Genomic DNA, 14048 nt, shown 5'->3' on the forward strand with positions numbered 1-14048 from the left:
ATTTCAGCGGAATCCCGACGGCCGGATGACATCCGACGGATTGACCGATTCACCAATGCGAGGCAGCTTACGGCATATTTCACATGGAGCATTTTGATGAATGCCAGTTCTGCGATGCCTTGGGGGGCAGAGGCGAAGGGCGACGGATGCCGGGTGTGCAAATCCAAGTTCGGATTGATCCTGTTGCTTGCTGCGGCTCTGGGAGGCTGCTCGACTTACGCCGCCCAGCGCTATTCCATTTCGGCCGATAACGTCATGGCGCTGCGGTCGCTGAACGGGCAGACCATCGCGGTCGGTTCCTTCAACTCCGCTCAGCCGCCCGCGACGGAGATCGGCTGCCGGGCCGTCGGCCCGATCAAGACGCCGGACGGCGAGACGTTCTCCGAGTACGTCCGGAAGGCATTCATCGACGAGCTGAAGATCGCCAATGCCTATTCCGAGGCGTCGCCGGTGGTACTCACAGGCGTCCTCGATCAGGCGAATTTCTCGTCGATGAACGGTGCCTGGGATCTCGGGCTGACGCTGAAATCGTCGAACGGCCGGTCCCTGGCGGTGAAGGAGCACTATCCGTTCACGAGCAGCTTCTACGGCGAGACCGCCTGCAACCAGACTGCCCAGGCGATGATGCCGGCCGTCCAGAACCTGATCGGGAAGGCGGTCAAATCGCCTCAGTTCAGGGATCTCGTGCGGCAGTAATCCTCGGCGCATTTCTCCGTCTAGCATTGGACGACGCGGGGCATCTCTATCGGATTCGCGGAGACGCAAGCTCGGCCTGCGATCGCTGGATCGGCGGGCTCCAGCCGGGCTTACGACACGGTGTCCAAGTCGGTGCCGCGGAACTCGTCATCGGTGGCGAGGATGGGGACCCGATGATATTTGGCGCAGGCGTAGTGCAGGCAGTCGCCCAGATTCAGGCCGCGACGTCCCGCCCTGTAACGATGTGCCGCCGACAGGGCGAGCCTTGTGGTCTCCTTGGCCGGCGGCATATCGCGGATGTCGATGCCGCGCTCGTCGAGGAATTCCAGGACGATCGGCTCGACGGCGTCGATCGGCAGGCCGAATTTGTCCGGCCGAGCAAGCGAGATTGTGGTTTCCAGCACGGCGACCGGAGATGTGAAGGGCGCCTCCGCCGCCATCAGCGAATCCGAAATGCGGGCGGCTTCCGGCTCGTCGGACAGCACCGCGATGATCGCGGACGCGTCCACGAACATCAGCGTTCGCCCCACATGTCGTCGAAGGCCTTCTTCGGCAGGGGCTGCCGTGCCGTGTCGCTGATACTTATTCCATGCTTCCGGCGTAGGCGGGCGGCCGTCTGCATCGGCGTCTCAGCCATCCGACGGCGCTCGATCGCCTCCTTCATGGCGATAACGATGGCCTCTGTGATGCTGACACCCTCCAGCTTGGCGAACTTCCGGGTCAACTCGTCGGCTTCCGGATTGTTGACATTGATCGCCATAGGGATATCGCAGTGTAGATGACTACATGAAGAGATGTAGTCAGCTTTATCTATGCAGGCAACAGCTCGATCCGCTTCTCCGCCGCTTGCTCCACCGCCGCGCGGCTGTAGAGCAGCGGCACCTGCTCGCCGCGGGCCCAGAGGGGGGCGAGGTCGCGGTAGTGCGGGGAGCGCGGGTCGCCGGACTGGCCGGGGGTGTTGATGCAGGTGCTGCGGTCCCAGTCGCCGACATCCATGACGATGCGGACCGAGGCGCCGGTGATCACCCGGAAGTCGTCCGGCCGGTAGGCGGCGTGCATGACGGTGGAACCGCTGCCGCCCTTCGGCAGCGGACCGACATCCAGCTCGGCGCGGCGTTCGGGGGCGACGGCGCTGGCCGGATGCTCGAAATAGCCGTGGTGCAGGTCGCCCCAGCGCCAGGCCGACGGGTCGTCGCCCAGGCGGCGTCTCGCATCCCTCATCGCCGCGGCCAGCGTCTCGATCAGTAGAAAATCCCGCGCGGCGGCGGGATCGGCGCCGAAACGGGCGTCCGGCTCCTCCAGCGCCGCCAGGATGCCGGCAACGTCGCCCGGCGCCAGCAGCCGCCGGATCGCAGGGTCGGGCACGAGGCGGGCGAACAGCACCGGCTTCAGGTGCCTGGTCCACCACAGCTCGAACAGCGCCGCGGCGGCGGAGCCAGCATCGAGCCGGGCGTTCCAGGTGCGCAGCATATCGAGGCCTAGCGCCGCTTCCGCGTCGCGCGCCTCGAGCGGCGCTAATCGGCGCTGCATCCGCTGCGCCGGAACCGACAGCGCATCGGCCTGCAGCGCCTGGGAATCGGCCAGGGTGTGGCGGCCCTGGCCGGCCAGGACTTCGCGGATGCGCACGGCCCGGCTGTTCTCCAGCCATTCGAAGCCGACCGGGATCCGGTCGTGAGGCCAGTCCGGCGGCAGGTTCATCTCGTTGGCGGTGGCGACGAAGCCCTCCGGCGGGTTGGCCCGCAGCGGCATCAGCGCCGGGTCGACCATGCCGTCCCATTCATGGCTGCCGTCGCCCGGCACTGGCGCCAGGCCGCGCCAGTTCGGCCGCCGCGGCACGTAGCCCGCGGGCAGCCAGGCGATGGTGCCGGAGGTGTCGGCATAGACCTGGTTCACCGAAGGCGCGCCCCAGCGCCGCATCGCCGCGCGGAACTCGTCGAGGCTGCGGCTGCGCATACCGGAGAGGCTGGCGAGATAGGCGGCCGAGCCCGGCTCGAACCAGACTGAGCGGATCGCCACGGCGCCGCGCCGCACCGGATCGGCATGGACCACGGGGCCGTGCCGGGTGAAGAGCAGCGTCCTCACCTGCTCCGGCGCGCCTTTGATCGAGAAGCGCTCCTCGACCCGCAGCATCCGCTCCCAGCCTTCGCCATAGCGATAGGATTCCGGATCGTCCGACCGGGTCTCGTAGAGATACACATCCTCCTGGTCGGCGCCGAAGATGGTCAGGCTGAAGGCGGCGGTGCCGTTGTGGCCCATCATGATGCCGGGCACGCAGGGCTCGCCGGCGCCGATCGCGTCGAAGCCCGGTGCGGTCAGGTGGACCAGGTAGCGCAGCGACGGCACGGCATGGGTGCGGTGCGGGTCGGTGGCCAGGATCGGCCGGCCGGTCGCGGTGCGGCTGCCATGCACCGCCCAGTTGTTCGACCCCTCCTGCGCCCGCAGCACCTCGCCGAGATCGGTGACCTCTCGCCACAAATGCGCCTCGTCCAGCGTCGCCGCCAGGCGCTCCGGCGGGAAGGTCACCGGCGCCATGGCTAGACGGAACAGAAGCAGCGCGTCGGGCGGCACCGCCGCGGGGTCGAAGCCCGGCACCGGCTCCACCTCGACCGGCGGCTCGATCGCCTTGCGCAGCCGGTCGGTGGCGGCGTCGGCCCCGGCCAGGACATGGGCGCGCGCCAGCTCCGACAGCGCGTTACGGGTCAGGCCGTGGCTGCGGATGCGGACCACATCCTCCGGCTGCCACCGCGCCGGCTTGGTGCCGAACAGCCGGAACTCCTCCGGCAGCCGTTCGGGCTCGCGTTCGGTCAGCGCGACATAGGCGTTGATGCCGGCGGTGAAGCGGGTGCAGATCGCCTCCGCATCCTCGGCGTAGCTGGCCCATTCCACCGCCATGTCGCCGCGGTAGAGGAAGTGCCGGCTGGCGATGTCCTGGGCCAGGTAGCCGGGGCCGAAATCGGCCGCCAGCAGGCCGAGCCCGCGCTTGCGCCACAGGTCGATCTGCCACAACCGGTCGCGGGCGGCATTGAAGCCCTGCAGGAAGAACAGGTCGTCCAGGCTCTCCGCGGTCAGATGCGGGATGCCCCAGCGGTCGACCAGGATCTCGGCCGGGGCGGTCAGGCCCGGAACGGCGATGCGGTCGGTCATGTCGTTCCGGGCTCCTCTCATTCCGCGGCTTCGAGCAGCTTGCGGCCGGGCCAGGTCCTGGCGCCGGCCCGGGCGTATTGCAGCGGCAGGGCCAGCTCGGCGCCCAGGGCCTCGGCTGCGTGCCAGCCCCAGCGTGGGTCGTCCAGCACGGCGCGGGCCAGCGCCACCTGGTCGGCGTCGCGGCGGGCGACGATGTCCTCCGCCTGATGCGGGTCGACGATCAGCCCGACGGCGCGGGTGATCAGTCCGCTCTTCTGCTTGATCTCACGGGCCAGCGGCACCTGATAGCCGGCGCTGACCGGAACGCGGGCATGAGCGGCGTTGCCGCCGGAGCTGGCGCAGATGAAGTCGAAGCCGAGGGCCTTCAGCTCGACCGCCAGCACCGCGGCGTCCTCGACCCCGAAGCCGCCGTCGACCCATTCCGAGGCGCTGACGCGGACACCCAGCGCGATGCCGGCCGGCACGACGTCGCGCACCGCCTGCGCCACCGCCAACGGGAAGGCACGCCGCCGCTCGGCGTCGCCGCCCCAGCGGTCGTCGCGCCGGTTCGACAGTGGCGACAGGAAGCTGTGCAGCAGATAGCCATGGGCCATGTGCAGCTCGATGGCATCGAAGCCCAGCCGCACGGCGCGTTCGCTGGCCGCGACGAAAGCGGTCTTCACCCGCTCCAGCCCGGCCTCGTCCAGCGCCTCGGGCGTATGCCAGCCGGAGTCGAAGGGCAGGGCGGAGGGGCCGACGGTCGGCCAGGGATCCTGGTCGGGCATCAGGGCGCGGCCGCCCTCCCAGGGGCGCTGGGCCGACGCCTTGCGGCCGGCATGGGCCAGCTGGATGCCGAAGCGGGTGCCGGGCAGGGCGACGGCACGGGCCGCGGCCAGGGTCCGGGCGATCGACCGCTCATTGGCGTCGGAATAGAGGCCGAGGCAGCCATGGGTGATGCGGCCGCGGCGCTCGACGCCAGTCGCCTCCACCACCACCAGCGCGGCGCCGGACATGGCGAGGGTCATCCAGTGCTGCAGATGCCAGTCGGTGGCGCTGCCGTCATCGGCCGAATACTGGCACATCGGCGCGATCACGATCCGGTTGGGCAGCGTGATCGGGCCGAGGGTGAGCGGGGAGAAGAGGGCGGACATGGGGATAGCTCGATCGGTTACGGGGCGTGAACGTCGACGGCGTCGGACCGGATGTTATGTCAGATCTTTCGATCCGCACCAGCCATCGGCGCAGGGCAGATCCGACCGGATCGCGGTCAATTGGGCCTCGCCCGCTGCGCCAGGGCGGGCGGCGGCGGGGCGGCCGGGCCGAAGGCGCGCAGGAAGGTGCGCACGGCGCCGGCCACGCCGGTGTCGATCTCCGCCTCCGTCGGCCTGGTGCCGAGCATGTGGGGGATGTGGAAATCGGCATGGATCAGGGCCAGGAACTGGCGCGCCGCCAGATCCGGATCCTCGATCTGTAGATATCCTGCGTGGGCCAGCTTGGCGAAGCGCGCGGCGATCGCGGCCCAGGCGGTGCCCGGCCCGTGCTCCCGCCAGGCGGCGAACAGCGCCGGGTAGCGCTCGCCCTCCGCCTGGATCAGCTTGCGCAGCGCCGCCCCCTCGCGGTTGTACAGGCAATTGCGCACCAGCCGCCCGGCGAAGGCGGCCAGCTCCGCCTCCAGGTCCTGCGGATGGTCGGGGAAGGTGGCGAGGGTGGCGAACAGCCCGGCATTGCAGCGCTCGGTCATCTCCCGCACCACGGCGATGAACAGCGCCTCCTTGTCGCCATGATGGTTGTAGACGGTCTGGCGCGACACGCCGGCCTCCGCCGCGATCAGGTCGATGCTGGCGCCGGCGAAGCCGTCGCGGCAGAACACGGCCGTGGCCGCATCCAGCACCGAGGCGTGCTTGGCCGCCTGGCCGCGCCGGGGCGGCAGCGGCCGCCCGATCTCCTCCAACTCCCGCATGCCGCCACCATAAGGAGGCTTGACGATTTGGACAATACTGTCCAAAGTTTTGGACAGAGAGTCGCGGCGATCCTCCGGAAAGGCGGCGCGCGTCTCCGTCATCGCCATTCCGGAAAGCCGCCATGTCCTCGTCGCTGCTGCGCTATGCGATCGTGCTCGGCCTGCTCACCGCCATGGGGCCGTTCGCGATCGACATGTACCTGCCGGCCCTGCCCGAGATCGGCCGCAGCCTCGGAGCCGGCACCGAGGCGGTGCAGGCCAGCCTGATGGCCTTCTTCGTCTCGCTCGGCGTCGGCCAGCTGGTCTTCGGGCCGCTCTCCGACATGTTCGGGCGCAAGCTGCCGCTCTATCTCGGCCTCGGCGTGTTCCTCCTCGGCAGCATCGGCTGCGTCTTCGCGCCGGATATCGAGACGCTGGTCGCCTTCCGCTTCGTGCAGGGGCTCGGCGCCTGCGCCGGCATGGTGATCCCGCGCGCCGTGGTGCGCGACCTGCACACCGGGACCGAGGCGGCGCGGCTGATGTCGCTGCTGATGCTGGTGTTCAGCGTCTCGCCGATCCTGGCGCCCTTGGCCGGCAGCTTCGTGATCGAGGCGGCGGGTTGGCGCGGCGTGTTCTGGGTGGTGACGATCCTCGCCGTGCTCGGCATCCTGCTGCTGGCGCTGTTCCTGGGCGAAACGCGGCCGCGGCACCACCGCGTGGACAGCAGCATTCTTGGCGCGCTGCGGGCTTACCGGTCACTGCTGACCGATTGGCGCTTCCTCGGCCTCACCTTCATCGGCGCCTTCGGCATCGCCAGCTTCTTCGCCTATCTCGCCAACTCCTCCTTCGTGCTGATCGAGCATTACGACCTGTCGCCGCGGCTCTACAGCGTGTTCTTCTCGATCAACGCCGTGTCTTTCATCGGTGTGTCGCAGAGCACGGCCTGGCTGGCCTCGCGCTTCGGCCTGGGCCGGATCGTGCGGGTCGCGGTCACCGGCTACGCCGCCGCGATGGTGCTGTTGCTGGCCGTCACCCTGACCGGCGTCGACCGGCTGGACGTGCTGGCGGCGCTGCTGTTCGTCGGCTACGGCTTCCTCGGCCTCGTCATCCCCACCACCTCGGTGCTGGCGCTGGAGGAGCACGGCAAGATCGCCGGCACGGCCTCGGCCCTGATGGGCACGCTGCAATTCGTCACCGGCGCCGTGGTGATCGCGGTGATCGGCCCGTTCTTCGACGGCACCGCGCTGCCGATGGTGGCGGGCATCACCACCTGCGCCGTCATCGCCTTCGTCCTGGCCCAGGCGACGCTGGGCCGCCGGCGGCCGGTCGAGGTGCCGGCGGAATAGCTGCCGCCGTCTGCATTTTCCTACCGCCTCCTTGAAACGGGCGACGAACGAAACCAGATCATTATAGACTTCGTGCAGTCGCACGAAGCGTTGTGGCTCGGTTGATCTTCATTCGTGGAGGTTGGTCATGGCTGCTACAACGACAGAAGGCAGGAAGCCGCAGGACTGGGCCAATCTGGTCTTGGCGGTCGTCCTGTTCATCTCTCCCTGGGTGATCGGCTTCGTGGGCGAGACCGCGCCCGCCTGGAACGCCTGGATCATCGCCGTGGTGCTCGGCGTCATCGCGATCGCGGCGCTCTCGATCTTCGCCGAATGGGAGGAATGGGTGAACCTGGTGCTCGGCGTCTGGCTGATCATCGCCCCCTGGGCGCTCGGCTTCGCCGCCAGCATGAACGCCATGTGGACCCATGTGGTCCTCGGCGTGCTGACGGTGGCCATGTCGGCCTGGGCGCTGTGGGACTGGCGTCACACCCCGCATGCCCACGCCTGAGGCGTGTGATTGCTTCCTCGTGAGACCCGCTGCCGCAAGGCAGCGGGTCTTTTCAGTTCTGGGATTACGCGTTCACGCCGCCGTCCACGGCGATCGACGCCCCGGTCACCCAGCGCCCGCCGTCGCCGGCCAGATGGGCGACCATGGCGGCGATGTCCGAGGCTTCGCCGTAATGGCCGAGGGCGATGCCCTGGCGCTGCCCATCCGCGCCCGGCCCGTCCGCCGGGTTCATGTCGGTGTCGGTCGGGCCGGGATGGATGATGTTGGCGGTGATGCCGCGCGGGCCGAGATCCCGCGCCAGGCCGCGGGTCAGGCCGGTCAGCGCCGCCTTGGTCATGACGTAGAGGGTCATGTTCGGCCCGCCGGCATAGTCGGCGAGGCAGGAGCCGATCGAGATGATCCGCCCGCCGCGGCCCATGTGCCGGGCGGCCGCCTGCGCCGCCAGGAAGCTGGAGCGGACATGGATCGCCAGCACGCGGTCCAGCTCTTCCTCGCTGACCTCCTCGATCGGGCCGTAGGGGAAGACCCCGGCATTGTTGACCAGGATGTCGATCCGCCCGAGCTCGGCCACGGTCCGCTCCACCGCCGCCTGCACCGCCTTGCCGTCGGTGGCGTCGGCCGCGATCGCCAGGCCGCGCCGGCCCGCCGCCTCGATCCTCCCGACCACGGCTCGTGCCTTGTCGGGCGAGGCGGCGTAGGTCAGGGCCACATCGGCGCCGTCCCGCGCCAGCCGCTCCGCGATCGCGGCGCCGATGCCGCGGCTGCCGCCGGTGACCAGCGCGACCTTTCCGGACAGTCCGGACATGGGTCTCTCCATTTCTGTGTTGATCGACACATAAATCCGTATCCAGCTTGCCGCCGTCTGTCCAGTGAATTATGTGTTGATCGATATAGAAAGGAGCCGCCATGGCCGAACGTGGGCGTCCCCGCAGCTTCGACCGCGCCGCCGCCCTGCGTCGGGCGATGGAGGTGTTCTGGGCGCGCGGCTATGACGGCACGTCGATGACCGACCTCACCGCCGCCATGGCCATCAACTCGCCCAGCCTCTACGCCGCCTTCGGCTGCAAGGAGGCGCTGTTCCGCGAGGCGCTGGACCTTTACGCGGCAGGCGAGGGGGGCACCGCATCCCGAACCCTGCAGGAGGCGCCGACGGCGCGGGCGGGGGTCGAGGCGATGCTGCGCGAGCACGCCGTCGCCTACACCGCGCCGGGCCAGCCGCCCGGCTGCATGATCGTGCTGGCCTCGGCCGTCGGCGTTCCGGCCAGCCTGGAGATCCGTGACTATCTGCTGGAGGCCGGGCGCCAGTCGGTGGCGCGGCTTAAGGCACGCCTCGACCGCGGCGTGGCCGGGGGCGACGTGCCGGAAGGGACCGACACCGCGGCGGTCGCCGCCTATTACGTCACCGTGCTGAACGGGCTGTCCATCCAGGCCCGCAACGGCGCCGACTGCGCCGCGCTGCAGGCGGTCGTCGACTGCGCCATGGCCGGCTGGGACGCGCTGGTGGCGCCGCGCGCCGCGGCCGTAAAGGCCGAAGCGCCCTGACCATGACCGTGCTGCTGGACCGCGAAGCGCCGCGGACCCTCGAGGCGCTGCTGCGCGACCTGTCGCGCGACCATCGCGGCGCGGTGGTCGAGGCCTGGCTGTTCGAGGACGGGGAGGCGCGGCGCACGGCCGAAGAGGAGTTGGCCGCGGCCGGCGTCTCGGCCCGGCTGCGCAGCGGCTACAAGCCGCTGCTGCACGCCTTCCTGGAGGAGATCGAGACGGAGGGGCTGGCGGCGGCGACCATCCGATATCCGGTGCACCCCGCCGCCGTGCCGGACCGCTTCCTCCTGGAGGCCTATCCGGTGGCGGCGCTGCTGGACGGCGTCGATCTGCGCTTCGAGCCGGGCGACGAAACGCTGCGCTACCGCGTGACTCTGGCCTATCGAGACGGCCGCGTCCTGACCACCGAGGTCTTCGCGCCGAACCATCTGGCCCTCGATCACCTCGGTGTTGCCAGCCTGTCGCCGACCGGCTGGCTGCGCGTCACCGGACGGTTCGGCGGCCTGCCGGACCTGGACGAGCGGCTGGAGACCGAGGTCGAGGCGCTGTTCCGCGCCGCGGTCGACGCGGTCCAGGCCCGTCCCTGGGGCAGCGACGAACCCTATTTCGAGCGGCTGTCGGTCGCGGTCGAGGCGCCGGCGGTCGAGCGGACGCTGCCCTTCCACGAAGAGGGCGTCAGCCTGCACGAGGCGCTGCACGAGGACCTCTACTTCACGCTGCTCGAGGTGTTCCAGCGCCATTCCGGCCGACCGGTCGGCGACCGCGGGCTGCAGCCGGGCCAGATCGTGCCGGAGATCCGGACGGCCTCCGCGGCGCCGCGGGTGCGGGTCGAGACCGTGCCCTTCGGCGATCTGGCCGACGAGGCCGGCGACTGGCCGGAGCAGCCGCTGGAAACGGCGGCGGCGCCGCCCTCGATCGCCCAGGTGCATCGCGAGCTGGCGGCACTCGGCGGTCAGCCGATCCTGGCCCGGTCGCGGCAGGGCCGGGCGGTGCCGGGGCTGATCCGGCCGGGCTCGCGCCCGGCGGTCGTGATCACCGGCGGTCAGCACGCCAACGAGACCACCGGCGTGGTCGGCGCTCTGCGCGCCGCCCGGGTGCTGCTGCAGGATCCCGAGCTGCATCTGGCGCTGATCCCGCTGGAGAACCCGGACGGCTACGCGCTGCACCGGCGCCTGTGCCGGGACAATCCGCGGCACATGCATCACGCCGCGCGCTACACCGCGCTGGGCGACGACCTGGAATACCGCACCGGCGCGGAGCTGTATGAGCGCGCGGCGCGGCAGCAGGCGATCGAGCGCACCGGGGCGCAGCTGCACATCAACCTGCACGGCTACCCGGCGCATGAATGGACCCGGCCCTTCACCGGCTACCTGCCGCGCGGCTTCGAGATGTGGACCATCCCGAAGGGTTTCTTCCTGATCCTGCGCCACCATCCGGGCTGGGAAGAGCCGGGCATGGCGCTGATCCGGGCGATCACGCGCCGTCTCGCCCGGATCGAGCCGCTTCTGAAGCTGAACCGGGCGCAGCTGGCCGCCTATGGGGCCCATGCCGGCGCCGGGCCCTTCACCGTGATCGACGGCATCCCCTGCCTGATCGGCCCGGACGAGCGCCACGCACCACCTCTGACGCTGATCACCGAATATCCGGACGAAACGATCTACGGCGACGGCTTCGTCCTGGGCCATACGGTCCAGATGGCGACGGTGCTGGCGGCCGTGGAGCACCACGCGGCGGTGATGGCGTGAGGCTCAGGTCCGCGTGATCGACACCCCGCCATCGACCAGCAGGGCGCTGCCGGTGGTGAAGCTGGAAGCGTCGGAGGCGAGATAGAGCGCCGACCGCGCCATCTCCTCCGGGGTGGCAAGGCGTTTCATAGGATAAAGGCCGGTGATGAACTCCCGCGCCTCCTGCGTCTGCGCGAACTCGCGATACATCGAGGTGTCGGTGCCGCCCGGCAGCAAGGCGTTGACGCGGATGTTCTGTCCCCCGAACTCGACCGCCAGCGCCTGCACCAGGCCGATCAGCCCGGATTTGCTGGCGGCATAGGCGGCGACGCCGGGGAAGCCGACGGTGTGGCCGACGAAGGTCGAGGTGAAGATCAGCGATCCGCCGCCCCGCCGCAGCATCGCCGGGATCTGGTGCCGGGCGGCCAGGAACGCGCTGGTCAGGTTGGTCTCGACCGTCTCGCGCCACGCCGCCGGCGTCACCTCCGGGGTCGGGGCCATCGGCCCGACCATGCCGGCAGTGTTGAAGGCGATGTCCAGGCCGCCGAACCGCTCCTCGGCCAGCGCCACCAGCGCGGCGGCATAGCCCTCGTCGGTGACGGTGCCGGCCAGCGCCGCGGCCCGGCCGCCGGCGGCCTCGATCTCCCCGACCAGCGCGTCGAGCTCCGCCTGCCGCCGGGCCCCGGCCACCACGGCCGCGCCTTCGCGCGCGAACAGCACCGCCGCGGCCCGGCCGATGCCGGAGCTGGCCCCGGCGACGATCGCCACCTTGCCCGCCAATGCACCCATCTCGTCTCTCCAAGCGTTTGTTCGATGCGACGGAGGATGGCTGTGGTGAGCGGCGGCCTCACTCCGCTTCTTGCCGCGGAATGACAGATGGGAGACCTGCGTCTCGGCCGCCCGGATGGCGGGTCTGAACGGCTTCTCGATACGGAGGTGCCCGGATGCGAGCTATCGCGGTTCTTCTCGATCGTCGCTGCGGATCGGCCATGCTCGGCGCGATCCTGTTATCGGCGGTGCTGCTCCTGTCGCATCCGGCCGCGGCGTGGATGCGCGTCGGGCACGAGGCCACCGGGGCGCTCGCCTACGACGTGCTGGAGCAGCGCGACCCGGAGGCGATCGCCGCCATTCTCCGGCTGATGCGGGCGCATCCGGAACGGTCCTACTTCGACGCCCAGCTCGGCGACCTGGCCGGCCGCACCCGCGATCGCCGGATCTTCGAGCTGATGGCGGTCTGGCCGGACGCTGCGCGGGGCGGTCCGTATGATCGCCCGGACTGGCACCAGAGCCCGCGGATCGTATCCTCGATGCGCGCCCTGATCCCCATCGCCTTCGGCAGCGCCCAGTGGGCGTTCGGGCACAATCTCGCGATTGCGCGCGACGCCACCGCCTCCGAAGCGGACCGGGCCGTGGCGCTCTGCTGGGTCCTGCACATCGTTGGCGACATGCACCAGCCGCTGCACACGGCGCTCTGGATGTCGTGGCGGTTCCCGTTCACCGACGCCGGTGGGCAGTGGTCCTGGGTCCGCGCCTCGCCGGATGCGGCCCCCGAGCGTCTCGGGCGGTTCTGGGACGCCGCGGGGCATCCGGGCGAGCTCGCCCTGGCGCAGTCGGGCGCGGTCGAGGCCGGGCTGTCGGAAGATCCCCCGCCCGATGCGGAGACGCTGGCGCCGGATCCGCAGACCGCCTTCGCCCGCTGGGTGGCGCACAGCCGGGAGCTCGCCTACGAGGTCGTCTATCGGCGTGGGGCCTTGAGGGTGGGCACCTCACCGGACTCCGCCCCCGTGCTGCCGCACAGCTATGTCGAACAGGCCCGGGCAGTGAGCCGCGACCAGATCACGGCGGCCGGACACCGGATCGGGGCGCTGCTCCTGGGCCTGCGCTGACGGGCCATAGCCGAACTCAGATATGCCTCGGGTATAGTGGTTGCTGGGAATCGGGCTGACGCCGGGGCGGAACAGCCGGGCGTCTTCCGCACGAAAGGGTGGGCAAGCCAGCATGCGCATCGTCGACGTCGTCGAGGTCACCAAGCCGATCGCCTCTCCGATCCGCAACGCCTATATCGACTTCTCCAAGATGACGGCCAGCCTGGTGGCCGTGGTGACCGACGTCGTGCGCGACGGCCGCCGGGTCGTCGGCTACGGCTTCAACTCGAACGGCCGCTACGGCCAGGGCGGGCTGATCCGCGAGCGCTTCCGCGACCGGATCCTGGCGGCGAACCCGGCCAGCCTGCTCGACGACGAAGGCGGCAATCTCGACCCGCACCGGATCTGGGCGGCGATGATGGCGAATGAGAAGCCCGGCGGTCACGGCGAGCGCTCGGTTGCCGTCGGCACGCTCGACATGGCCGTGTGGGACGCCGTCGCCAAGATCGCCGGCAAGCCGCTGTTCCGCCTGCTGGCGGAGCGGAAGGGCCGCGAGGCCAAGCCCCGCGTGTTCGTTTACGCCGCCGGCGGCTACTACTACCCCGGCAAGGACAACGCGGCGCTGCGGGCGGAGATGCGCGGCTATCTCGACCGCGGCTACACCGTGGTCAAGATGAAGATCGGCGGGGCCCCGATCGACGAGGACCGCGGCCGCATCGAGGCCGTGCTGACGGAGATCGGCAGCGAGGCGCGGCTGGCGGTCGACGCCAACGGCCGCTTCGACCTCGAGACCGCCATCGCCTACGCCAAGATGCTGCGGGACTATCCGCTGTTCTGGTACGAGGAGGCCGGGGACCCGCTGGACTACGCTCTGCAGGCGGCCCTGTCCGAGTTCTATCCCGGGCCGATGGCGACCGGCGAGAACCTGTTCTCACACCAGGACGCGCGCAACCTGCTGCGCTATGGCGGGATGCGGCCGGACCGCGACTGGCTGCAGTTCGACTGCGCCCTGTCCTACGGGCTGGTGGAGTATCTGCGCACCCTCGACGTGCTGGCGCAGTTCGGCTGGTCGCCGTCGCGCTGCATCCCGCATGGCGGGCACCAGATGTCGCTGAACATCGCCGCCGGCCTCGGCCTCGGCGGCAATGAGAGCTACCCGGACCTGTTCCAGCCCTATGGCGGCTTCCCGGACGGCGTGCGCGTCGAGGACGGCCACATCGTGATGCCCGACCTGCCGGGCATCGGCTTCGAGGGCAAGTCCGACCTGATCAAGGTGATGCGCGCGCTGGCAGAGTAGGGCCGGGGGCGCCTGCTCCCGTTCCG

At 70.2% G+C, this 14048-nt stretch carries 14 protein-coding genes; 7 read left to right on the forward strand and 7 right to left on the reverse strand.

The annotated features are described in order from the left end of the window. Nucleotides 1–93 precede the first annotated feature (93 nt). A complete protein-coding gene (locus tag KXR53_RS08795) occupies nucleotides 94–696 on the forward strand; it encodes a hypothetical protein (RefSeq protein WP_437374740.1) in 603 nt (200 codons plus the stop codon). A 110-nt stretch (nucleotides 697–806) separates the two neighbouring features. On the opposite strand, the gene KXR53_RS08800 is transcribed toward KXR53_RS08795, so the two are convergent. The 5 genes from KXR53_RS08800 to KXR53_RS08820 all read right to left on the reverse strand — a co-directional run bounded on the left by KXR53_RS08800 (nucleotide 807) and on the right by KXR53_RS08820 (nucleotide 5779). After that, nucleotides 807–1211: a type II toxin-antitoxin system VapC family toxin gene (locus KXR53_RS08800; RefSeq protein ID WP_437374741.1), complete on the reverse strand. Its 405-nt coding sequence runs from the start codon at nucleotides 1209–1211 to the stop codon at nucleotides 807–809. Then, the gene (locus tag KXR53_RS08805) at nucleotides 1211–1456 is read right to left on the reverse strand and encodes a type II toxin-antitoxin system VapB family antitoxin (RefSeq protein WP_437374742.1); all 246 of its coding nucleotides are present in this window, start codon (nucleotides 1454–1456) and stop codon (nucleotides 1211–1213) included. Before KXR53_RS08805 ends, KXR53_RS08800 begins: the two co-directional genes overlap by 1 nt. A gap of 50 nt (nucleotides 1457–1506) precedes the next feature. Continuing rightward, nucleotides 1507–3840 (reverse strand): penicillin acylase family protein, encoded by a 2334-nt coding sequence (locus tag KXR53_RS08810; protein WP_437374743.1) that lies wholly within the window; start codon nucleotides 3838–3840, stop codon nucleotides 1507–1509. A gap of 17 nt (nucleotides 3841–3857) precedes the next feature. After that, nucleotides 3858–4970, reverse strand: coding sequence for an NADH:flavin oxidoreductase/NADH oxidase (locus tag KXR53_RS08815; protein WP_437374744.1), 1113 nt, complete (start codon nucleotides 4968–4970; stop codon nucleotides 3858–3860). Nucleotides 4971–5086: 116 nt separating this feature from the next. Further along, complete coding sequence (locus KXR53_RS08820; protein ID WP_437374745.1) at nucleotides 5087–5779, reverse strand: TetR/AcrR family transcriptional regulator C-terminal domain-containing protein; 693 nt, start codon at nucleotides 5777–5779, stop codon at nucleotides 5087–5089. A gap of 122 nt (nucleotides 5780–5901) precedes the next feature. Here KXR53_RS08820 and KXR53_RS08825 point away from each other — a divergent pair, with 122 nt between their 5' ends. Both KXR53_RS08825 and KXR53_RS08830 read left to right on the forward strand, forming a co-directional pair. Further along, entirely contained in the window at nucleotides 5902–7104 is a 1203-nt protein-coding gene (locus tag KXR53_RS08825) for a multidrug effflux MFS transporter (RefSeq protein WP_437374746.1), read from the forward strand. Between the two features lie 127 nt (nucleotides 7105–7231). Then, nucleotides 7232–7594 carry an SPW repeat protein gene (locus KXR53_RS08830; RefSeq protein WP_437374747.1) on the forward strand — a complete coding sequence of 121 codons (363 nt, stop codon included), beginning with the start codon at nucleotides 7232–7234 and terminating at the stop codon, nucleotides 7592–7594. Between the two features lie 64 nt (nucleotides 7595–7658). On the opposite strand, the gene KXR53_RS08835 is transcribed toward KXR53_RS08830, so the two are convergent. Further along, nucleotides 7659–8399, reverse strand: a complete 741-nt coding sequence (locus KXR53_RS08835; protein ID WP_437374749.1) for an SDR family NAD(P)-dependent oxidoreductase — start codon at nucleotides 8397–8399, stop codon at nucleotides 7659–7661. Nucleotides 8400–8500: 101 nt separating this feature from the next. Here KXR53_RS08835 and KXR53_RS08840 point away from each other — a divergent pair, with 101 nt between their 5' ends. Then, a complete protein-coding gene (locus KXR53_RS08840; protein ID WP_437374750.1) occupies nucleotides 8501–9136 on the forward strand; it encodes a TetR/AcrR family transcriptional regulator in 636 nt (211 codons plus the stop codon). A 2-nt stretch (nucleotides 9137–9138) separates the two neighbouring features. After that, complete coding sequence (locus KXR53_RS08845; protein WP_437374751.1) at nucleotides 9139–10881, forward strand: M14 family zinc carboxypeptidase; 1743 nt, start codon at nucleotides 9139–9141, stop codon at nucleotides 10879–10881. A gap of 3 nt (nucleotides 10882–10884) precedes the next feature. Here the strand turns inward: KXR53_RS08845 and KXR53_RS08850 are convergent, their stop codons facing one another. Beyond that, nucleotides 10885–11649, reverse strand: a complete 765-nt coding sequence (locus KXR53_RS08850; RefSeq protein WP_437374752.1) for an SDR family oxidoreductase — start codon at nucleotides 11647–11649, stop codon at nucleotides 10885–10887. 200 nt (nucleotides 11650–11849) lie between these two features. On the opposite strand from KXR53_RS08850, the gene KXR53_RS08855 reads away from it, so the two are divergent. Continuing rightward, nucleotides 11850–12746, forward strand: coding sequence for a S1/P1 nuclease (locus KXR53_RS08855; protein ID WP_437374753.1), 897 nt, complete (start codon nucleotides 11850–11852; stop codon nucleotides 12744–12746). Between the two features lie 112 nt (nucleotides 12747–12858). Continuing rightward, nucleotides 12859–14022 (forward strand): mandelate racemase/muconate lactonizing enzyme family protein, encoded by a 1164-nt coding sequence (locus KXR53_RS08860; protein WP_437374755.1) that lies wholly within the window; start codon nucleotides 12859–12861, stop codon nucleotides 14020–14022. Nucleotides 14023–14048 lie beyond the last annotated feature (26 nt).

Source organism: Inquilinus limosus, assembly GCF_051487185.1.
GTDB lineage: Bacteria > Pseudomonadota > Alphaproteobacteria > DSM-16000 > Inquilinaceae > Inquilinus > Inquilinus limosus_F.